Origin of the sequence: Iocasia fonsfrigidae (assembly GCF_017751145.1) — a bacterium.
Lineage (GTDB): Bacteria > Bacillota > Halanaerobiia > Halanaerobiales > DTU029 > Iocasia > Iocasia fonsfrigidae.
Window position 1 is genome coordinate 1,825,516 of sequence record NZ_CP046640.1, and the last position, 20,679, is coordinate 1,846,194.

23 protein-coding genes and 1 other annotated feature are annotated in these 20,679 nt (G+C 33.7%); of the genes, 22 read left to right on the forward strand and 1 reads right to left on the reverse strand.

The genetic code is table 11. The features are described from left to right. The first annotated feature begins 20 nt into the window (after positions 1 to 20). The 21 genes from sigE to GM661_RS08765 all read left to right on the forward strand — a co-directional run bounded on the left by sigE (position 21) and on the right by GM661_RS08765 (position 18,909). The gene (gene sigE / locus GM661_RS08670) at positions 21 to 746 is read left to right on the forward strand and encodes an RNA polymerase sporulation sigma factor SigE (RefSeq protein WP_125992106.1); all 726 of its coding nucleotides are present in this window, start codon (positions 21 to 23) and stop codon (positions 744 to 746) included. 196 nt (positions 747 to 942) lie between these two features. After that, complete coding sequence (gene sigG, locus GM661_RS08675; RefSeq protein ID WP_205739185.1) at positions 943 to 1,725, forward strand: RNA polymerase sporulation sigma factor SigG; 783 nt, start codon at positions 943 to 945, stop codon at positions 1,723 to 1,725. Position 1,726: 1 nt separating this feature from the next. Next, positions 1,727 to 2,422 carry a stage II sporulation protein R gene (locus tag GM661_RS08680; RefSeq protein ID WP_230869638.1) on the forward strand — a complete coding sequence of 232 codons (696 nt, stop codon included), beginning with the start codon at positions 1,727 to 1,729 and terminating at the stop codon, positions 2,420 to 2,422. After that, positions 2,382 to 2,633, forward strand: a complete 252-nt coding sequence (locus GM661_RS08685) for a YlmC/YmxH family sporulation protein (RefSeq protein ID WP_125989997.1) — start codon at positions 2,382 to 2,384, stop codon at positions 2,631 to 2,633. The genes GM661_RS08680 and GM661_RS08685 overlap by 41 nt, the downstream gene beginning before the upstream one ends. A gap of 72 nt (positions 2,634 to 2,705) precedes the next feature. Continuing rightward, positions 2,706 to 3,161: a transcriptional regulator NrdR gene (gene nrdR, locus GM661_RS08690; RefSeq protein ID WP_125989999.1), complete on the forward strand. Its 456-nt coding sequence runs from the start codon at positions 2,706 to 2,708 to the stop codon at positions 3,159 to 3,161. A 1-nt stretch (position 3,162) separates the two neighbouring features. Continuing rightward, complete coding sequence (pgeF, locus tag GM661_RS08695) at positions 3,163 to 3,969, forward strand: peptidoglycan editing factor PgeF (protein ID WP_230869639.1); 807 nt, start codon at positions 3,163 to 3,165, stop codon at positions 3,967 to 3,969. A gap of 44 nt (positions 3,970 to 4,013) precedes the next feature. Next, the gene (locus GM661_RS08700) at positions 4,014 to 4,967 is read left to right on the forward strand and encodes an HlyD family efflux transporter periplasmic adaptor subunit (RefSeq protein WP_230869640.1); all 954 of its coding nucleotides are present in this window, start codon (positions 4,014 to 4,016) and stop codon (positions 4,965 to 4,967) included. Between the two features lie 5 nt (positions 4,968 to 4,972). Continuing rightward, entirely contained in the window at positions 4,973 to 5,671 is a 699-nt protein-coding gene (locus GM661_RS08705; RefSeq protein WP_230869641.1) for a YggS family pyridoxal phosphate-dependent enzyme, read from the forward strand. Then, positions 5,668 to 6,057: a cell division protein SepF gene (locus tag GM661_RS08710; RefSeq protein WP_230869642.1), complete on the forward strand. Its 390-nt coding sequence runs from the start codon at positions 5,668 to 5,670 to the stop codon at positions 6,055 to 6,057. The genes GM661_RS08705 and GM661_RS08710 overlap by 4 nt, the downstream gene beginning before the upstream one ends. A gap of 26 nt (positions 6,058 to 6,083) precedes the next feature. Then, entirely contained in the window at positions 6,084 to 6,377 is a 294-nt protein-coding gene (locus GM661_RS08715; protein WP_125990009.1) for a YggT family protein, read from the forward strand. 47 nt (positions 6,378 to 6,424) lie between these two features. Next, positions 6,425 to 7,213: a photosystem II S4 domain protein gene (locus GM661_RS08720; protein ID WP_125990011.1), complete on the forward strand. Its 789-nt coding sequence runs from the start codon at positions 6,425 to 6,427 to the stop codon at positions 7,211 to 7,213. 18 nt (positions 7,214 to 7,231) lie between these two features. After that, positions 7,232 to 7,732: a DivIVA domain-containing protein gene (locus tag GM661_RS08725; protein WP_125990013.1), complete on the forward strand. Its 501-nt coding sequence runs from the start codon at positions 7,232 to 7,234 to the stop codon at positions 7,730 to 7,732. A gap of 38 nt (positions 7,733 to 7,770) precedes the next feature. Next, positions 7,771 to 8,000: a binding site (T-box leader), on the forward strand. Between the two features lie 365 nt (positions 8,001 to 8,365). Then, positions 8,366 to 11,467, forward strand: a complete 3,102-nt coding sequence (ileS, locus tag GM661_RS08730) for an isoleucine--tRNA ligase (RefSeq protein WP_230869643.1) — start codon at positions 8,366 to 8,368, stop codon at positions 11,465 to 11,467. A gap of 191 nt (positions 11,468 to 11,658) precedes the next feature. Beyond that, positions 11,659 to 11,832, forward strand: a complete 174-nt coding sequence (locus GM661_RS19195) for a site-specific integrase (protein WP_407929624.1) — start codon at positions 11,659 to 11,661, stop codon at positions 11,830 to 11,832. A gap of 73 nt (positions 11,833 to 11,905) precedes the next feature. After that, a complete protein-coding gene (locus GM661_RS18950) occupies positions 11,906 to 12,073 on the forward strand; it encodes a tyrosine-type recombinase/integrase (protein ID WP_330165247.1) in 168 nt (55 codons plus the stop codon). 134 nt (positions 12,074 to 12,207) lie between these two features. Beyond that, positions 12,208 to 12,582 carry a flavodoxin family protein gene (locus GM661_RS08740; protein ID WP_230869644.1) on the forward strand — a complete coding sequence of 125 codons (375 nt, stop codon included), beginning with the start codon at positions 12,208 to 12,210 and terminating at the stop codon, positions 12,580 to 12,582. 177 nt (positions 12,583 to 12,759) lie between these two features. Beyond that, positions 12,760 to 13,056: a YciI family protein gene (locus tag GM661_RS08745; RefSeq protein ID WP_230869645.1), complete on the forward strand. Its 297-nt coding sequence runs from the start codon at positions 12,760 to 12,762 to the stop codon at positions 13,054 to 13,056. Positions 13,057 to 13,698: 642 nt separating this feature from the next. Next, on the forward strand, positions 13,699 to 14,904 hold the full coding sequence (gene ltrA / locus GM661_RS08750; RefSeq protein ID WP_230869646.1) for a group II intron reverse transcriptase/maturase: 1,206 nt from the start codon (positions 13,699 to 13,701) through the stop codon (positions 14,902 to 14,904). 330 nt (positions 14,905 to 15,234) lie between these two features. After that, complete coding sequence (locus GM661_RS08755; RefSeq protein ID WP_230869647.1) at positions 15,235 to 15,993, forward strand: class I SAM-dependent methyltransferase; 759 nt, start codon at positions 15,235 to 15,237, stop codon at positions 15,991 to 15,993. A 627-nt stretch (positions 15,994 to 16,620) separates the two neighbouring features. Further along, positions 16,621 to 17,916: a group II intron reverse transcriptase/maturase gene (gene ltrA, locus GM661_RS08760; protein ID WP_230868070.1), complete on the forward strand. Its 1,296-nt coding sequence runs from the start codon at positions 16,621 to 16,623 to the stop codon at positions 17,914 to 17,916. 180 nt (positions 17,917 to 18,096) lie between these two features. Beyond that, positions 18,097 to 18,909 (forward strand): DUF4037 domain-containing protein, encoded by an 813-nt coding sequence (locus GM661_RS08765; protein ID WP_230869648.1) that lies wholly within the window; start codon positions 18,097 to 18,099, stop codon positions 18,907 to 18,909. A gap of 171 nt (positions 18,910 to 19,080) precedes the next feature. Here GM661_RS08765 and GM661_RS08770 read toward each other — a convergent pair whose 3' ends face one another. After that, entirely contained in the window at positions 19,081 to 19,461 is a 381-nt protein-coding gene (locus tag GM661_RS08770; RefSeq protein WP_230869649.1) for a hypothetical protein, read from the reverse strand. A gap of 333 nt (positions 19,462 to 19,794) precedes the next feature. Here GM661_RS08770 and GM661_RS08775 point away from each other — a divergent pair, with 333 nt between their 5' ends. Beyond that, positions 19,795 to 20,463, forward strand: a complete 669-nt coding sequence (locus tag GM661_RS08775; protein WP_230869650.1) for a hypothetical protein — start codon at positions 19,795 to 19,797, stop codon at positions 20,461 to 20,463. Positions 20,464 to 20,679 lie beyond the last annotated feature (216 nt).

Below are 20,679 nucleotides of genomic sequence, written 5' to 3' on the forward strand. Positions count from 1 at the left end.
GAGAGGAGATTATGAAAGGGATTTATTTCAAGGTAAAAATTAAATTACAATTATATTGGATTTCACTATTGCGAGGTTTGGGTTTGTATCGTTCACCTGTTTATTATCTGGGGAGTAGTGAGACTCTACCAGCCCCATTAGAGGATAATGAGGAAGCATATCTCCTGGAAAGATTAGCTGAAGGTGATGATAATGTAAAACAGCTTTTGATTGAGCATAATTTACGTCTGGTTGTGTATATTGCCAGGAAGTTTAATAATACAGGAATCGATATAGAGGATTTAGTTTCAATCGGCACGATTGGCTTAATTAAAGCAGTCAGGACTTTTGATGTAAGTAAAAATATCAAATTAGCGACATATGCTTCACGATGTATTGAAAATGAAATACTTATGTATCTCAGGAAAAACAATAAAAAAAGGAGTGAGGTTTCTTTTGATGATCCATTAAATATTGATTGGGATGGAAATGAACTAAAACTTTCTGATATTATGGGTACAGAGGGTGATATAATATATAAAAATATTGAATCGGAAGTAGACAGGGAATTACTTAAGGATGCGATGAAAAGTTTAAGTAGACGAGAGAGAAAGATATTAATCTTACGTTTTGGTTTATTAAAATCAGGTAATACCAAAACCCAGAAGGATGTTGCCGATATATTAGGTATTTCACAGTCATATATTTCTCGTCTGGAGAAAAGAATTATCAGGAAGCTTAAGAGAGAGGTTGCTAGGATGATTTAAATAGTAGATAGCTTATATTTTATGATGATTTTTACTTTAATAGGAAATAAAAAAGGAAGGGTATATGCTCTTCCTTTTTTATTTCCTATTATTACATGTATAAATAAGATATGGCTGGCAATAATGTTAATGGAACATATTGGATTAATAAGGTTATATATTGTTCTGTTAATTAATAGAAGTGGGGGGATATCTATTGGGTAACAAGGTAGAAATTAGCGGTGTTAATACCTCTGAATTGCCAGTCTTATCTAATAAAGAGATGAGGGTATTATTTAAGGATATGCAGAATGGTAATGAACTAGCTAGGAATACAATTGTAAGTGGTAATTTAAGGTTAGTGTTAAGTGTTATCCAGAGATTTAATAATAGGGGAGAAAATGTAGATGACCTTTTTCAGGTTGGTTGTATTGGCTTGATGAAGGCTATTGATAATTTTGATTTGAGCAAAAATGTGAGGTTTTCTACCTATGCAGTTCCAATGATAATTGGGGAAATAAGACGTTATCTAAGGGACAATAATCCTATAAGGGTTAGTAGGTCTCTGCGGGATACGGCCTATAAAGCATTACAGATAAAAGAGAATCTGAAAAACAAGAATTCTGAAGAACCATCTCTAAAAGAGATTGCTAGAGAATTGGGTATTCCCAGGTCAGAAATAACCTATGCGCTTGATGCTATCCAGGATCCTATATCCCTTTTCGAGCCAATTTATCATGATGGTGGTGACCCTATTTTTGTGATGGATCAGATCAGTGATGAAAAATCAGAGGATGAAAGTTGGTTAGAGGGTATTGCTGTACGTGAAGCTTTAAGGAAACTAAATGAAAGAGAGAAATTAATCCTTTCTTTCAGGTTTTATGAAGGTAAAACCCAGATGGAAGTAGCGGATGAGATTGGTATCTCCCAGGCACAGGTTTCCCGTCTTGAGAAAGCGGCATTAAAACGTTTAAGACGGCATGTTAAGGAGGAAAAATAGTATGAATAAGCTCAGGATATTTTTACTATTAATTATAATTACTATTGTATTAACAAGTTTAAATGTGAATAGTGCTTTCCTTATCAGGGAGTCCAGCGAGTTAATCAATGCTTATAATAATAATAATTTATTACGTCTCCATGTAATAGCCAATAGTAATTCTGTCCGTGATCAGTATATCAAACGGCTGGTTAGAGACAAAGTAATAAATTATTTAGCAGAATCCAGTGATAAAGAATTAGTATTATCAGACCTGGAGTCAGTAAAAAAATATATTGAAGGGATTTTACATGAAGAGGGGTTTTATCAGGGTGTAAAAGTGGAAACTGGCAAGTTTTATTTTCCGGAAAGAACCTATGATGAATTGACACTACCAGCAGGTGAATACAAAGCACTTCGTATCATTCTAGGAAGGGGTGAAGGGGCTAACTGGTGGTGTGTCCTGCTACCACCGCTTTGTATAGATAAAGAGCAGTCTATTGATCATTCAAATCACTTAGAATTTAAATTTAAGGTGTTTGAGTTATTTAAAACTGCTACTAGGAAAATAAAAATAAGTAATCCTCTGGGTAGTGATTCTGATGCTTCCTATTTATTCACAGATTTATTATCTTCAGCATATAATAATTTTGATAATATTATAGGGAGTGATCCGGATGTTGAAGAATTCCGAATTGAAGATGAAGGATGTTATTGATGTTAAGAATGGTAAAAAACTTGGTTATATTGATGATGTTGATATAGAATTAGAACAGGGTAGGATAAGGGCCTTTATTATTCCCTCACACAATAATAAAATTTTAAGTTTTTTTTCTAAAAAGCAGGATCTTATTATTAATTGGAACGAGATCAAAAAAATTGGAGAAGATGTGATATTGGTTGAATTAAAGGACGACTTAAGTGTTTAAAAAAGGCCTAATATGTGATATACTAATAGTGTCAATCTTATAAAAACGGTTTTAAGTTCAGGAGGATTTCAAATGAAATGTCCCTATTGCCAGCATTTAGAAAGTAAAGTTATTGATTCCCGTTATACAGAAGGACATACCTGTATAAGGAGGCGTAGGGAATGTCTGGAGTGTGCTGAAAGGTTTACCACATATGAAAGACTAGAGGATGTTCCCTTAATGGTTGTCAAAAAGAATGGTGAGAGGGAATTGTTTGATAGAAATAAGCTGTTAAAGGGTTTGATGAAGGCCTGTGAAAAAAGACCTATCTCACAGGACAAGTTAGATATGATGGTTTCCCATATTGAAAAGGAACTACGCAATGATATGAAACAGGAGGTTACCAGTGTTGAAATTGGGGAACTGGTCATGGAGGCCCTTAAAAAAATTGATGAAGTAGCTTATGTTAGATTTGCTTCAGTATATAGGCAGTTTAAGGATGTTAATAAGTTTAAACAGGAATTAGAGAGATTATTAGAGGGGGACTAGTATGTTTGCCTGGCGGGAGGATGGTGCTCTCAAATATCTAGTAATTGAGGAGTTTATGGATAGGGGAGTTAAGGTGTATTTTACTTCACGACTTGGTGGTGTGAGTTCAGGGGATTATCATAGTTTAAACCTGGGCCTCCATACTGCTGATAGCAAAGAAGATGTCCTGGAAAACAGACGCCGGCTTGCCGAAGCACTTAAGATTGATTGTCAGGATTTTGTTGCTGCTCAACAGGTACATAGTAATAAAGTAGTAATGGTAAATAAAAATAATTCTGGTCAGGGGGCTTTTTCTTATGAAAGCAGTCTTCCAGGTATAGATGGTTTGATTACTGCTGACAGGGGTTTGCCTCTCATATCTTTTTATGCAGACTGTGTACCATTATTACTTATGGATCCTGTTAAAGGTGTAGTAGGATTGGCTCATGCTGGTTGGCGAGGGACAGTAAAAAAAATAGGTGTCAACACAATTTCTCTGATGAAAGGGATCTTTGATTGTCAGCTAGATGATATATGGGTTGGGATAGGGCCGGCTATTTCCAGGGATTATTATCAGGTTGATGAGAGGGTAGTTGCTCAGGTGAAGGGTAATTTCCCCTGCTGGCGAGATTTATTGTCAGACCAGGGAAAGGACAGGTATCTTTTTGATTTATGGGCAGCCAATAGAGCAGTTTTCCATTCTTTGGGAATACAGGACAAACAGATTATTTTGAGTAATTATTGTACTGCAGCTAATACTGACCTGTTTTTTTCTTACAGGAAGGAAAAGGGGAGAACTGGCAGGATGGCTAGTATTATATATTTGTAAGTAAATATGATTAATTAAGTATTTTAATTTAGGGTAGGTTTTCTATGGGCAATAATAATATTTATTATCTGGCACAAAAGAAAAGCAATTATAAAAACCATCAATATAGGAGAGATAGGTTTAACAAAAGAAGATTTTTAATAGCTGTTTTTTTATTAATTGTTTTTATACTTTTTATCTATTTTATTGGCTTTTATAACAGGATTGTTATAGTGAGGGCTAGATATGGTGAACTTGTTGATGGGTTTACTACAAAGGCTTTGATTGTCAGGGATGAACAGGTTTATTATTCACCAGTGTCTGGCAATATAGAATTGAATTTAACAGAAGGTAGTAGGATTTCCTATGGACAGAGAGTAATGAGAGTGGGGGACTATAGTTTAATAAACCATTGGGCAGGTATAATAAGCTATGCGACAGATGGATTGGAAGATTCTTTAGGATTTGAGTCCATTAACGAACTTACCCCTGACAAATATAATAAATATAAGCGTAACTATAAACAATTAGTAAATGGCAATTATCTAAATAAAGGGGAACCTGCTTTCAGGATAATAGCAAATAATATGTATCTGGTTTTACAAGTTACAACTGAGGAGATAGAGCGATACTGGCTTAATGAAAAGGTTTTTTTTAAAGCCCCTGATATCAAAAAAGGCCTTATAGATGCCAGAGTTGTTAATAAGATGGTTTTTGATAAAAAGGCTCTAATGCTTGTAAAACTGATACCATTTGTACCTGAATGGTTAAATAATCGGTGGGTAGAAGTAGAGTTTATTAAAAATATATATCGTGGTATAATTATTCCCTATAAGGCTCTATTTAAACAGCCTGAAGGGGAGGGTGTATTAGTGTATAATACCAATAATGGTAAGATAGAATTTAAGAAAGTAAAAGTATTGGAAAGAACAAAGCAAGGACTTATAGTTGAGGGGATAGAGGTTGGTGAGAGTATTATCGAAAATCCTTCTTCTGTAGATTACGGAAAAGGGGTGTAATAATTATGGCAGTAGAAAGATTGGCTACTAGATTAACTGAAGTAAAGAGAAGGATAAATTTGGCTGTTGATAGGAGTGGCAGGAAGTCTGGTGAAATAAAACTGGTGGCTGTCAGTAAGAATCACCCAATAGATAAGATTAAATACCTAAAAGAACAGGGAATAAGTAATTTTGGAGAGAATAGGGTACAGGAATTACTGGATAAGGCAGCTGAAATTGATAAAATATCCTGGCATTTTATTGGACATCTTCAGCGGAACAAGGTAAAATATTTAATGAGGATGCCAAACTGCCAGTTGATACACTCATTGGACAGCTGGCGTCTGGCCAAAGAAATTGATAAACAAGCCAGGAAAAATGAATGTATTATGCCTGTTTTGGTACAGGTAAATGTTGCTGAGGATGAAAATAAATTTGGATTTAAATTAGAAGAGGTAGAAGAATTTTTAAAAAAGGCTGCTGAACTTAAAAACCTTGTTATTAAGGGGCTTATGACGGTAGTTCCCTATACAGATGACCCTGAACTGAGTAGACCTTTTTTCCGGAGACTGGCTGATTTAAAATCAGACCTGGTACAGAAGGGATATGATTTAGAGGAATTATCAATGGGAATGACTAATGATTTTGAGGTTGCTATTGAAGAAGGTGCTACTATAGTCAGGGTGGGAACAGCTTTGTTTGGTAAAAGAGGTGACTATCAATGAGGTTTAAAGAGATCTGGGAACGAATACTTGATTTCTTCGGGCTGGCAAATGGCCAGGAAGAAGAATACTATGAAGAGCATAATGATGAACGGGTTATAAGTATATACAGGAAGAAACAGGGCTTTAGTATTATGATCTACCACCCTGAATCATTTAATGAGGTACAAAATCTTGTTGATGAAATCAAGGCTAAAAAACCAATAATCCTTAATCTTGAAGAATTAGATAGGGAACTGGCCAGACGGATTATTGATTTTATGAGTGGAGCTGTCTATGGTATAGGTGGCAATATCCAGAAGGTTGCTGAATACATCTTTGTCTTTACTCCTCATAATATAGATATTGATAGTGGGGTCTTAAAGGAAAGTCGTTCACTTTTTAGTTAAGTATAATATTTGGAGGTGCTAAAATAATGTATTTATTAGTATTTCTGGTCAATACCACATATAAGGTTATTTTCTGGTTAATACTTATCAGGGCCATTTTGTCCTGGGTAAGGCCGGGTGTTCATGACCCTAACTGGCGTAAAATATTAAGTTTTATATATAGTGTAACAGAGCCTATTTTAGGTCCGATACGCCGATTGATTCCTACAGGTAATATTGGAATTGATTTTTCACCACTAATTGCCATGTTTTTATTATCTATCTTGCGTGGTTTTATAATTAATCTTTTATATAGTATTGGCAGCAATTTCATGTTTTAGGAACTAAATATATAAACTATATCTTTAGAAGGAGTGTCCAGTTCTAGATGCTTGATAGGGAAAAGTTGAGTTCACATTTGCACCGGGGGGAAGAACAGTTACTTGCCGGACATATATTTGATAAAATTGAGATGGTTTTAAAGAGAAAAAGTGAAGAATCTACTAATTTTTTGAATCCATATGAATGTGAGATAGCAGAGGGTTTACTTCAACAGATTTATGAGGTGAATTACCTGATAGATGGGGGTTATCAGGGTGCTGAGAGAAATAGGGTTACTGTTTTTCCTGAATATTTATTCCCTGAACATGTGGATCCCCAGGTTGAAATTTTAAAAATAGAAGGAAATTTCAAGTTTCAGCCAGTAAATCACCGTGATTTTTTAGGGGCCCTAATGGGGTTAGGGATTAAAAGGGAAATGATTGGTGATATATTAATACTAAAGGAAATGGCCGAGGTAGTTGTAGCGGCAGAGATGGTAGAGTTTATTATAACGAAACTAACTAAGGTTCATCAAGTTCCTGTAGAGGTTATGGAGATTAAATCCAAAGAATTAATTTTACCATCAAATAATACTAAAGAGATAAAAACAACGGTAGCTTCTATGCGACTGGATGCCGTGGCCAGTGCCGGATTTGGGGATTCCCGAAATAAGATATCCAGGGATATTAAAAGTGAAAAGGTTAAGTTGAACTGGAAAACAGTAGCAGACCCTGCCTGTAGTGTTGAGATAGGGGATTTAATCTCGATCAGGGGTAGGGGCCGGGTGAATGTTGTGGAAAGAATTGGTTTGTCTAATAGGGGGAGAATTAAATTATCATTGGAAAGATATACTTAGGGAAAGAGGGGTGTAGTGATGCGGTTTTCTCCACTAGATATTTATAATAAAGAATTTAAAAAATCTACCTTTGGATATAATGTGAAACAGGTTAACGAGTTTTTAGATGAAGTTGGTATGGCTTATGAAAAACTTCTTAAAGAAGTTAATTCACTTCAGGATGAAAATGATAAAATAAAAGAAAAATTGGCTGGTATTGATGAAATGGAAAAACGACTAGAGAAGATTATGCTTACTGTTCAGGATACTTCTCAAGAACAAATTAAACAGGCTAAAAAAGAGGCAGATATTATTATTAAACGAGCAGAGATTAAGGCAGAACAGATAGAGAAAGAAGCCCGTAATAAAGTACAGAAGGAATATCAGGCTTTACAGGACCTTAAAGAACATAAAGACCTTTTTAAGATTCGTTTTAAAACACTGCTGGAAAGTCATTTAGAGATGATAGAAGAAGATGAGGTAACATTACCAGGGTCTGAAGAGGATATTGCTGTTAGCCGTTTAGACCTTGACGAATAGTTTTTTATCCTTTATAATAAAGAAAAATATTTACTGATTGAAAAACAATGAACGAGAGAGTAATAGATAGTTAGATTTACAGCGAACTGGAAATGGTGAGAGCCAGCAATTTGAATTATCTATGAAGATCACTCAGGAGTTGGTATTCTGAATACTTAGTAAGGGTACCCGTTTAGTCAGCGTTAATGATTATTAAGATAATATCTATCGAGTTTTGACCCTGATAGGTATTAATTAGGGTGGTATCGCGGAGTCCTTCGTCCCTTAGGGGTGTTAGGGCTTTTTTTTATCATGAAATTATTTTTTTGAAATTGTGGATAAGTTTGAAGACCGACAAATAAATTTACTTCCCTTGCCGTGCACTACGGCGTCCTGCCTTCGTTTACTGTCGAGAAATTGTCTTCCGACGTCGTGCCTACAGACAATTTCTAGAGTCGTCCAGTAAATATATTTGTCTGTATTATGGTAACAAGTTGACTTTGTGTAAGAAATATTCCTAAGTAAAAATTAATAATTATTGATTAAGTCTGGGTGGCGAAGCCATTTTATTCTTATTTGTACTAATTTTAGGTTATATATACAGCACTCCCATTTAAATATATAATATGGTTGTTAAAGAAAGGATGGATTATTATGAGTAGGTTTGAAGATTTGTCAGATTTACCGGTAAGTGAAAATGAGAAACAAATAGCAGAACACTGGGATAAGATTAATCTTTTAGAAAAAAGCATTTCTTCCCGGGAGGGAAAAGATAGTTTTGTATTTTATGAAGGTCCTCCAACAGCTAATGGGAAACCAGGTATTCACCATGTTTTAGCTCGTGCCTTAAAAGATGCGGTATGTAGGTATAAAACCATGCAGGGATATCAGGTCAGGAGAAAGGCTGGTTGGGATACCCATGGTTTACCTGTAGAAATTGAAGTTGAGAAACAGCTTGACCTTAATAATAAAACTGAAATAGAAGATTATGGGATAGGTAAATTTAATGAGAAATGCCGTGAATCTGTTTTTAAATATGAGGGTCTATGGCGTGAGATGACTAAAAGGATGGGTTATTTAATTGATTTAGATGATCCCTATATAACCCTGGATAATAATTATATAGAGACAGTATGGTGGATCCTTGATAAATTTAATAAAGAAGGAATGATCTATGAAGGTCATAAAATACTCCCCTACTGTACCAGATGTGGAACAGGTCTTGCTTCACATGAGGTAGCCCAGGGCTATGAAGAGATTAAATCTGTTACAGTTTATGTTAAATTTAAAAGAAAAGATAAAGATGAATACTTCCTGGTCTGGACCACAACCCCCTGGACCCTGGCGGCTAATGTTGCCTTAACAGTAAATCCAGCTATGACTTATCTAAAAGTTAATCATAATGATGAAGAAATACTATATATTGAAAAAACTCTTGCTCCTAAGGTACTTGAGGGTAATTATGAAATCCTCGAGGAATTAAAGGGTAGGGACCTGGAAGGTATTGAATATGAACAATTAATGCCTTTCCTTAAACCTGACAAAAAAGCCTTTTATGTTACTCTGGCAGACTATGTTACAGCCGAAGAAGGTACTGGTATAGTTCACACTGCTCCTGCGTTTGGTGAGGATGACTATCAGACAGGTCTCAGGTATGATCTTCCAGTAATACAGCCGGTAAATGAAGATGGTAAATATATAACAACTCCCTGGGAAGGCATGTTTGTTATGGATGCTGATATTGAGATATTAAAATGGCTGTTTGAAAAAGACAAGTTATATAAAAAAGAAAAACTGGCCCATAACTATCCCCACTGCTGGAGATGTCATACCCCATTACTTTATTATGCTAAACCAAGTTGGTATATTGCAATGACAGAATTAAAGGATAAATTGATAGAGAATAATGATGGAATAGAATGGTATCCAGATTTTGTTGGGGAGGGTAGATTTGGTAACTGGTTGGAAAACCTAAAAGATTGGGCTATATCCAGGAGTAGGTACTGGGGTACTCCCCTAAATATCTGGACCTGTGAATGTGGTCATAAAACAAGTATCGGATCCCGGAAGGAATTGGTAGAAAGAGCAGTGGAAGATATTGATGAATATATAGAATTACACAGACCCTATGTAGATGAAATCCATCTGAAGTGTGATGAATGTGGAGGCATGATGACAAGAGTTCCTGATGTAATTGACTGCTGGTTTGATAGTGGGTCTATGCCTTTTGCGCAACTGCATTATCCTTTTGAGAATAAGGAGTATTTTGAAAAGAATTTTCCGGCTGATTTTATTTGTGAAGGTATTGACCAGACCAGAGGGTGGTTTTATTCCCTACTGGCTATATCAACCTTTGTTACTGGTAAATCATCATATAAACGTGTACTGGTAAATGACCTAATCCTTGATAAAGAAGGTAAAAAGATGTCCAAGTCCAAAGGGAATACAGTTGATCCCTTTGAATTGTTTGATAATTATGGTGCTGATATTTTAAGATGGTATCTTTTTTATGTATCACCAGCCTGGACGCCAACTAAGTTTGATGTAGAGGGTCTAAAGGAAATAGACAGTAAGTTTTACAGGACTATTAAAAATGTCTATTACTTCTTTAAACTATATGCCAATACTGATGAATTGAATCCAGCTGATTTCTTTGTAGAATATAAAGATAGACCCCGGCTTGATAAATGGTTGTTATCCAAGTATAATAACCTGATTAAAACTGTGCAAAATTATATGGATAAATATGACTTAACAAATGTAGTCAGGTTCATTCAGCAGTTCGTAGATGATGACCTCTCTAATTGGTTTATTAGACGTTCCAGAAGGAGATTCTGGGCATCTGAACTGGATACAGACAAGAAATCTGTCTATAATACTACCTATGAAGTATTGGTAGGGATATCTAAAATGATTGCCCCATTTTCACCGTTTATTGCTGATGAGCTTTATCAGAAACTTACTGGTGAGGAGTCAGTTCATCTAGCTTATTATCCAGAACTTAATCAGGAGCTAATAGACAATAAACTTGAAGAAAAGATGGATCTGGTTAGGAATCTTGTTACTTTGGGAAGAGCAGTACGGGAAGAAAATGACCTCAAAGTCCGCCAACCTATTCAGCAGGTCCTGGTTGATGGTAAATATGAAGAATTAATTGCAGATCTGGTACCATTAATGAAAGAAGAGCTAAATGTTAAAGAGGTAGTCTTTACTACAGAACTCAGTGAGTATATGGATTATAAAGCAAAACCAAATTTCCAGGTAGTAGGTCCAATACTGAGGAATAAAATGAAATTTTTCGCTCCTGCACTGGCTAAGTTAGATGCTAACGAAATAAAGGATAAAGTTGATAAGGGTGAGACGCTTACTGTAGACCTTGATGGAGAAGAATTTGAGGTAAAACCAGATTATGTAAACATTGAAAACAAAGATAAAGAAGGATTTGCTGTTGCCATGGATAATAATCTCTTTGTTATCCTCGATACAACACTAACTCAGGAATTACTTGATGAAGGCTATGCCCGGGAATTTGTCTCCAAAGTACAACAGATTCGTAAGAATAATGGTTATGAAGTTATCGATAATATCAATATTTATTATAATGGTGATGAAGAAATATCAGCTGCTGTTAATTCCTTTGAGGATTATATTATGAAAGAAACTCTGGCTGTAAGTATTGAATCTGTAGATGAAGAACTTGATATATTTGACCTTAATGAACATGAAACAGGTATAAGACTTGAAAAGATTGGATAAAGTTTGTTCTATTTAATACAGATAAATAAGTTGAAAATATATGAGGCTGTAAATAGGTATTTATTCCTGTTTAGAGCCTTTTTTCTACATCATATAATAAAGATTATTTATAAATAAAGTAAGGGAATATTTACTCTATACTAATGTTAATTTATTCAGCCGGCCTTAGAGTAAGCGAAGCTGCCTCACCTATGATTAATGATATTAATAGTAGTAGACATATTATACGAGTAAGGCAATCTAAAGGACATAAAGATAGAATTACATTATTATCGGATAAAGCACTTGCTATATTGCGAGAGTACTATAATGAATATAGACCTAAAAATGGTTGTTTCCTGGAGCAAATTCAAATAAGCATATAAGTGTGAGAACAATTCAAGCAGTATTTAATAAAGCTTGTAGAAACTCTGGTATTAAAAAGAAAGCAACTGTATATTGCTTAGACACTCTTTTGCAACTCACTTGTTGGAAAGTGGTGTTGATTTAAGATATATTCAGGAGTTACTGGGACACCAAAGTAGTAAAATGACAGAGATATATACTCATGTAAGCAGTACTAGCATTAATAAAATAAAAAATTCACTTGATGATATTATTGATTAACTATATAATATACCTATATTTTACTTTTGCGCAATGCGCCTAAGAAGAAAATATAGACACTTAGACGCAATACGTGAAGATTATTACGTTATCTGCAATACCAGCCTAGTTAATAAATCTAATGGAGGTACACAATGAATACGTTAATTATAAGTGATTCCCCAAGAAAAGAAGGAAACACTGAAACATTATTGTCATTTCTTGAAAAGGAATTAATAAATCATAGTATTTCTGCAAATTTTATTAGTTTATCAGGTAAGAATATTAAACATTGTTTACATTGTGACAAATGTAATGAAATTAATAGTTGTATTCAAGATGATGATTTTAATAATATATACAAGTCAGTTTTAAGAAATAAAGGTTTAATTATTGGGAGTCCAGTTTATGTAGGAGCTCCCACTTCATTAATAATGGCTTTAATACAAAGAATGACTTATGTTTCATTTAATAATAACGAAACACTATCTAAAAAGATTGGTGGACTGTTAGCAGTTGCAGGAGAATAAACTGTTTAGTCGATTTTTATCTAGTTAATGAAATGGTAATACCAAGTTCAAATTATTGGAATATAGGTACAGGGGTTAATAAGGGTGATATATAAGTGATAAAAAAGCAATTTTATATATAAAAAGATTTGCAGAAAATATTGCTTAGTTGTTAAAGAAACTTGAGGAGGAAGTTTAGTGAAAAAAGGAGAAAAATTATTTGTAAGAATAGATTATAGAAATAATAATAAAGAATTTAGAACCAATGATTTTGAGGAACATATTAATTATTTGAAAAAAGTTGCAAGGGAAAGATTTTTCATTGGAGGCGGATTTGAGAATGAAAAAGGTGGTATGGTAATTTTTAAAGCCAATGATTTGAAAGAAGCAAAGGAAATAGCAGAAAATGATACTATCATAAAAAAAAGTTTATATACTTGTAAGATATATGAGTGGAATTTATTATTACTGTCGGAGCAAATAGAAGAATATTAGAGGAAAATCGCTCGGCTGGTACAGCAGATAACATGGGATTTAAGATTCCGCTACGCTCTATCCAAATTCATTCATCAAGGGCAGTCGGTGCGCCAAGAAAAGAGCATATCATATAGTAGGTGGGATTCCTACTGAGGAAGGTTTAGCAAACCACTCATAGCGAGTTTTGGACATTTAATGGGTAACCATAGATGTTAAGCGTAAACAGTTAGGTAGTAGGCGGTAAGCATTTAGCTGAAGGGATTGAGCCTCGAAATCTTGGAGATTGGGAAAGGCCGATGCTGTCGACTGAGCAGAAGGCAACATTATTGTATTCGATAAGCGAGAATACAATAACACCCCGGGGTCGGAGACCTCCGCATGCTATACATAGATATGATATTGTTAACTTGGGAGGCCCTGTAATTTCTACGCAGAGAGATAGGATGTAACCAAGCGATAACAAAGTAAGGACATCTAATATTACAGGGAGTCGGATAATCGCATAGTACCGAGGAAGCAGAGTAATGCCTGTGGATGGGAAGGCGATTACACAAGATTAATCTTAAAAGGGAAACATATTCTATACACAGAGATAGGTGAAAATGTGGAAACGAAACTTGCAAGAATAGCTGAAGTAGCTAGAAATAGACCTAATGTGAATTGATAGTCAAATGTCATCATGAACTAGCTGGAAACAAAGCAGCTGGAGTAGATGAAGTAACAAAAGCGGAGTATGGAAAGAATCTTCCAGGGAATGTTAAGAGCTTAATAGCTAGAATGAAAAGATGGGCATATAGGCCATTACCTGCGAAAAGGGTATATATTCCAAAAGAAAATGGGAAGAAGAGACCGCTAGGGATTCCAGCATACGAAGACAAACTAGTTCAAAAGGCACTATCAAAGATTCTAAATGCGATATATGAAGAAGACTTTCTTGAATGTTCATTTGGTTTTCGTCCAGGAAGAAACTGTCATGATGCCTTGAGAATATTAGGAAGAATAGTTAACAGAGATGATATTAACTATGTAGTTGATACAGATATTAAAGGATTCTTTGATAATGTAGACCACGGGTGGATGATGAAATTCATTGACCATCGAATTAAAGATCCTAATATACAACGACTCATATCGAGACTTCTTCGGGCTGGAGTCATGGAGGCAGGAATAAAATATAACACTCCACAAGGAACACCGCAAGGTGGAGTCTGTTCTCCAATTATGGCGAATTTATATCTACATCATGTTGTTGACCTATGGTTTAATAAAACAATGCGTAAAGAGTTAAAGGGTAAAGCTTACATGGTGAGATACGCAGATGATATAATATTTTGCCTACAGTATAAAGAAGATGTAAAATACTTCTATAAAGCAATGAAAGAAAGAATATCCAAATTCGGTTTAGAGTTATCAGAAGAGAAAACTAAGATAGTAAATGTATCTGCTGATGATGACAATGACACATTTGATTTTCTTGGATTTACCCATTATATGGGTAAATGTAAGGATGGAATCAAACGACTAAAGAGAAAGACAAGTAATAAGCGACATCATCGTAGTATAATGAGATGTAAATCCTGGCTAAAATATAATAGAACTCTTCCAGTAAAAGAACTAATGAGGAAGTTAAACAGAAAACTAACAGGAACATACAACTATTATGCAGTATCAGATAACAGCAAAAGTATTGATAGCCTGTATGATGAGGTTCAAAAGCTAGTTTATAAATGGTTAAACAGACGCAGTCAAAAGAAAAGCTTTGACTGGGAGAAGTTCGAAATATTCTTGGAGAAATATCCTATTGTCAAGCCAAGAATAAAAGTAAATTTATATAGATTAGGTGCTGGTGCTAGTTATGTTAGGTGAATAATCGAGTGAAGAGCCGTATGCCTAAATAGGGCACGTACGGTTCTGTGAGGAGTTGGGGTTGTAAAGCCCCGCTTACTCGACCACTAAGATTCATTAACTTCTTAAATCCCTGGTACGTTATCTGAAAGATGAGGCTAGTATGGTTAATTAAGAATGTAAATGATTTTTGAAAGAGGTGAATGATCATGATTAACAAACGAATTAACTACTCGGTGCAGTTAATATAATCTGGTAGCAAATTGTACCGGTAGTTTTGAATTTGTTATCAGTTAACTGTACTGCTTTTCATATTAATATTTATCAAAAAAAAATGAAAAGGGGTAAAGAATGAATTTAGAAAAATTAAAAGAGAATTGGAAAAGAGAAGAACAGTATTCGTTTAAAGGTTGGGATTTTTTCCATATAGAAAAAAGATGGGAACATGAGCAAATTCCCTGGGATTATAAAGATATTCTCCTGAGATATATTAAGTCATCAGATAAATTATTAGATATGGGTACAGGTGGCGGGGAGTTTTTATTGACTCTAAACCATCCATATAAATTTACAAGTGTGACAGAAGCTTATCCGCCTAATGTAGAGATGTGTAAAAACAAATTATCTCCGTTAGGAATTGAAGTAAGACAGGTTTTTGATGATAGTGATATTCCTTATGAAACTAATAGCTTTGATATTGTTATTAACAGACATGAGGCATTTAGTGTAGATGAGATAAGTCGTATATTGAAAAGCGGTGGATATTTTATTACACAACAAGTTGGTGGGAAGAATAATAATGACTTATCAGAAAAATTAATTGATGGATTTAAACCACTTTTTCCAAAACATGATCTGAAAAATAATATTAAATTATTACTGAAAAATGGATTTAAAATAATACTATCAGACGAGACATTTCCTAAGATAAAATTTTATGATATTGGGGCACTGGTATATTTTTCAAAAGTAATAAAATGGGAATTTCCTGATTTCTCTGTAGATTCTTGTTTTAAAAATTTATGTAAATTGAAAAAAGAATTAAAAGAAAAAGGATATATATCAGGGACAAGTCACCGTTTTATAATAGTTGCACGAAGTCAAAAATAAAATAAAAATATTGATCAGGGTGATGGTTGATGTGTCCTACGTGGGGGCCTCATCCATCAGATAACAGCAAGGTTTACGATTTCGCTCCTGTCGTCGCTTCATCCAAATTTATTCGCCAAGCGCAGTCGGTGCGCCAAGAAAAGAGCATATCATATAGTAGGTGGGATTCCTACTGAGGAAGGTTTAGCAAACCACTCATAGCGAGTTTTGGACATTTAATGGGTAACCATAGATGTTAAGCGTAAACAGTTAGGTAGTAGGCGGTAAGCATTTAGCTGAAGGGATTGAGCCTCGAAATCTTGGAGATTGGGAAAGGCCGATGCTGTCGACTGAGCAGAAGGCAACATTATAGTATTCGATAAGCGAGAATACAATAACACCCCGGGGTCGGAGACCTCCGCATGCTATACATAGATATGATATTGTTAACTTGGGAGGCCCTGTAATTTCTACGCAGAGAGATAGGATGTAACCAAGCGATAACAAAGTAAGGACATCTAATATTACAGGGAGTCGGATAATCGCATAGTACCGAGGAAGCAGAGTAATGCCTGTGGATGGGAAGGCGATTACACAAGATTAATCTTAAAAGGGAAACATATTCTATACACAGAGATAGGTGAAAATGTGGAAACGAAACTTGCAAGAATAGCTGAAGTAGCTAGAAATAGACCTAATGAAAGATTTACATCACTAATACATCTAATTAATTATGAATTGATAGTCAAATGTCATCATGAACTAGCTGGAAACAAAGCAGCTGGAGTAGATGAAGTAACAAAAGCGGAGTATGGAAAGAATCTTCCAGGGAATGTTAAGAGCTTAATAGCTAGAATGAAAAGATGGGCATATAGGCCATTACCTGCGAAAAGGGTATATATTCCAAAAGAAAATGGGAAGAAGAGACCGCTAGGGATTCCAGCATACGAAGACAAACTAGTTCAAAAGGCACTATCAAAGATTCTAAATGCGATATATGAAGAAGACTTTCTTGAATGTTCATTTGGTTTTCGTCCAGGAAGAAACTGTCATGATGCCTTGAGAATATTAGGAAGAATAGTTAACAGAGATGATATTAACTATGTAGTTGATACAGATATTAAAGAATTCTTTGATAATGTAGACCACGGGTGGATGATGAAATTCATTGACCATCGAATTAAAGATCCTAATATACAACGACTCATATCGAGACTTCTTCGAGCTGGAGTCATGGAGGCAGGAATAAAATATGACACTCCACAAGGAACACCGCAAGGTGGAGTCTGTTCTCCAATTATGGCGAATTTATATCTACATCATGTTGTTGACCTATGGTTTAATAAAACAATGCGTAAAGAGTTAAAGGGTAAAGCTTACATGGTGAGATACGCAGATGATATAATATTTTGCCTACAGTATAAAGAAGATGTAAAATACTTCTATAAAGCAATGAAAGAAAGAATATCCAAATTCGGTTTAGAGTTATCAGAAGAGAAAACTAAGATAGTAAATGTATCTGCTGATGATGACAATGACACATTTGATTTTCTTGGATTTACCCATTATATGGGTAAATGTAAGGATGGAATCAAACGACTAAAGAGAAAGACAAGTAATAAGCGACATCATCGTAGTATAATGAGATGTAAATCCTGGCTAAAATATAATAGAACTCTTCCAGTAAAAGAACTAATGAGGAAGTTAAACAGAAAACTAACAGGAACATACAACTATTATGCAGTATCAGATAACAGCAAAAGTATTGATAGCCTGTATGATGAGGTTCAAAAGCTAGTTTATAAATGGTTAAACAGACGCAGTCAAAAGAAAAGCTTTGACTGGGAGAAGTTCGAAATATTCTTGGAGAAATATCCTATTGTCAAGCCAAGAATAAAAGTAAATTTATATAGATTAGGTGCTGGTGCTAGTTATGTTAGGTGAATAATCGAGTGAAGAGCCGTATGCCTAAATAGGGCACGTACGGTTCTGTGAGGAGTTGGGGTTGTAAAGCCCCGCTTACTCGACACCTAAGATTGAGAAACTTCGTAAATGCCTGGTACGTTAAGCAACATATCTGCTATTCTGAAATATCTTAATCATATTATATAAGGAGATGATAGCATGAAAAAATATGATGATATTTTTTTATCGTTAGTTGATGATTTTTCAAATCATAAGTTGGTAGAAGCTGTTCTTTTATCTGGTTCAAGAACTACTGATAATTTTGATAAGAATTCTGATTATGATTTATATATATATTCTAATAAAGAAATTCCTTTTGATTTTAGAAAAGAAATGTCAAATAAGTATTTTAATTATGTTGAATTAAATAATACGACTTGGGAAAAAGAAGATCAAGGATTTTTTAAAAAGATTAATATTCCAATTGATATTGTTTATAGAAATTTAAAATGGATAGAGAATGTATTGGATGATATAGTAATTAAATGTCAGGCTTCAACAGGATATACTACTTGTTTTTGGGCAAATATTATTAAATCAGATATTTTATATGATAGAGATGGGAAATTAAAAAAATTACAAAATAAGTTTGATATTGATTATCCAGAAAAATTAAGAAAAAATATAATTGAAAAAAATTTTCCGCTTCTAAATAAGATAATTCCAGCTTATACTAACCAAGTTGAAAAAGCTTTAAAAAGAGACGATTATATTAGTGTTAATCACAGAATTACTGGTTTTTTTGAAAGCTATTTTGATATAATTTTTGCAATAAATAAGACACTTCATCCTGGGGAGAAAAAGCTTTTGAAAATAACAACAGAAGAGCTTGATTTTATTCCTGAAAATATGGAATCAGATATAAAAGAATTATTTAATAATTTATATAAGCGAGATTTTAATATTTTAAATAAACTAAATGAGATTACTAATAAATTAAAAGATTTATTGGTAAAGTTAAACTTGATTTAGTTGTATAAATGAAGTGATTATGTATTAAAATAAATTAAGAAAAATAAGTAAGGTTAAGGCTCAATGGGGTATTTATTAGCAGTTATTAGGGAATCTTATTCAAGAATTAAAGCTGTATATTATAGAGGAAAAGGGGGCAGTGAACTGCACCCCTTTATTAATATAAATTTTTTATTGACCATAATTATTACCTGATGAATGTGAAGCTCCATATTTATTTACACCAGTTTTTTGTGCCATTGTAGGTTTATTCTCACTTAATCCAGAGATTGGATTGATTTTCTCTTGACTATTTACACCATGATTTGTATAGCTCCCAGCAGTATTTTGAAATTGATCTGGATTGTATTGACTTTGACCATATTGGGCAGTGCTATATTGAGAAGAAAAATTCTTTAGAGTATTAGATTGGTCTTGCTGTGATAGTTGACTGCCCAGACTTTGAATCATTTGTTCTGAGTTTGCTAACCTTTGATTAATATGGTTTAGTGTATTATTGAGTTCCTGTCTAACCTGTCTTAAATTATTCTGTATTTGCATAAATTGATCCATTATTTCACCCCCTTATGTTTGTATATTTTTATTATTTACTATAAATAAAAATAATATTAAAAATCGTATATTTTTAAAGAAGAATTAGGGTTGAAGTTTTATATGCCCTTGGAAAGAATGAGAAGGCTCAAGGGACTATCCTGATTCTTTTCAAGTTATTCATGATAGGCCGGGGAAATTATCAATTTGCTAATTAAATTTTACATGTTTTTTTAAAATGTATATTAACAAAAATAAAGTAGACAATATTATATCACAGATAATATTTTTAGATATCATCTGTGATTTCTAGTAATAGTATGATTTAGGATGCAAAAGGGGGAGTTTTCTTTCATGTTAAATAAAAGAATTATCAAAATAATTTTAATATTATTGGTTTTAGTTTCAGGGTGTGCTGCAAATGAGGAATTGGGTAATAATGCTGGTGAAGGTATTGACAATAATGAAAGTATTATTAAAATCCAAGAAAAAGTTTATGCTTATTTTCCTATGTTAGAAGGAATGCATTATGAATATAGGGGGGAGGGGATAGAATATGCTGCTTTTATAAGAGATGTTATGTATGTTGATCCCCCCTTTATACAGGTGCATAATAATAATGGAGGAACAACTATTGCGGCAATTTATAAAGTTGAAGAAAACCAGATTGCTCTAATCAGACGTGAGGAAGAATTCTACAGTGATAAAAACCTGTTATCTAAACTGGATAAAGATGTTAAAGTAGAAGAAATTGTATTGAAAACACCTATAAAAAAGGGAAGCAGCTGGGAATCAAATAATAAAAAAATGGAAATAGTTGAAACTAATATGGAACTGAAAGTGTCAGTAGGTACATTTTATGATGTGATTAAAATAAAGAGTCACGCCCTGAATGGAAAAAGTGAAATGATTAATTATAGTTATTATGCCAAGAATATGGGACTAATAAAACGTGAAAGTGTAGGTGAAAATTTTAATGTTATTTCAGAATTGAAAGCTTATGAAAACCTTAAATTCAAATAATTAATTACTTTATGATATTGAAAGTTATGATAATTATTTTTATAAAGAAAATAGATTAATCACTAAGTTTTAAGAAGACTACTTAAATATAAAAGTAGTCTTCTTTCAGTAAATACAACTTACAGATATTAATTTTAAATCTATATTGACAAAGTATAAAAAATAAATTATAATTATAGTCAGTAATTTAGTAGTTTACTAAATTACTGACTATAT

Coding starts and splice junctions, on each gene's coding strand:
- GM661_RS08680 (WP_230869638.1), top strand. CDS start 1,727: ATGAATAAGCTCAGGATATTTTTACTATTAATTATAATTACTATTGTA.
- pgeF (WP_230869639.1), top strand. CDS start 3,163: ATGTTTGCCTGGCGGGAGGATGGTGCTCTCAAATATCTAGTAATTGAG.
- GM661_RS08770 (WP_230869649.1), bottom strand. CDS start 19,461: ATGGATCAATTTATGCAAATACAGAATAATTTAAGACAGGTTAGACAG.
- GM661_RS08740 (WP_230869644.1), top strand. CDS start 12,208: ATGAATACGTTAATTATAAGTGATTCCCCAAGAAAAGAAGGAAACACT.
- GM661_RS19195 (WP_407929624.1), top strand. CDS start 11,659: ATGATTAATGATATTAATAGTAGTAGACATATTATACGAGTAAGGCAA.
- GM661_RS08720 (WP_125990011.1), top strand. CDS start 6,425: ATGCTTGATAGGGAAAAGTTGAGTTCACATTTGCACCGGGGGGAAGAA.
- GM661_RS08725 (WP_125990013.1), top strand. CDS start 7,232: ATGCGGTTTTCTCCACTAGATATTTATAATAAAGAATTTAAAAAATCT.
- ileS (WP_230869643.1), top strand. CDS start 8,366: ATGAGTAGGTTTGAAGATTTGTCAGATTTACCGGTAAGTGAAAATGAG.
- GM661_RS08710 (WP_230869642.1), top strand. CDS start 5,668: ATGAGGTTTAAAGAGATCTGGGAACGAATACTTGATTTCTTCGGGCTG.
- GM661_RS08685 (WP_125989997.1), top strand. CDS start 2,382: ATGTTGAAGAATTCCGAATTGAAGATGAAGGATGTTATTGATGTTAAG.
- nrdR (WP_125989999.1), top strand. CDS start 2,706: ATGAAATGTCCCTATTGCCAGCATTTAGAAAGTAAAGTTATTGATTCC.
- GM661_RS08715 (WP_125990009.1), top strand. CDS start 6,084: ATGTATTTATTAGTATTTCTGGTCAATACCACATATAAGGTTATTTTC.
- GM661_RS08765 (WP_230869648.1), top strand. CDS start 18,097: ATGAAAAAATATGATGATATTTTTTTATCGTTAGTTGATGATTTTTCA.
- GM661_RS08700 (WP_230869640.1), top strand. CDS start 4,014: ATGGGCAATAATAATATTTATTATCTGGCACAAAAGAAAAGCAATTAT.
- GM661_RS08755 (WP_230869647.1), top strand. CDS start 15,235: ATGAATTTAGAAAAATTAAAAGAGAATTGGAAAAGAGAAGAACAGTAT.
- GM661_RS08775 (WP_230869650.1), top strand. CDS start 19,795: ATGTTAAATAAAAGAATTATCAAAATAATTTTAATATTATTGGTTTTA.
- GM661_RS08705 (WP_230869641.1), top strand. CDS start 4,973: ATGGCAGTAGAAAGATTGGCTACTAGATTAACTGAAGTAAAGAGAAGG.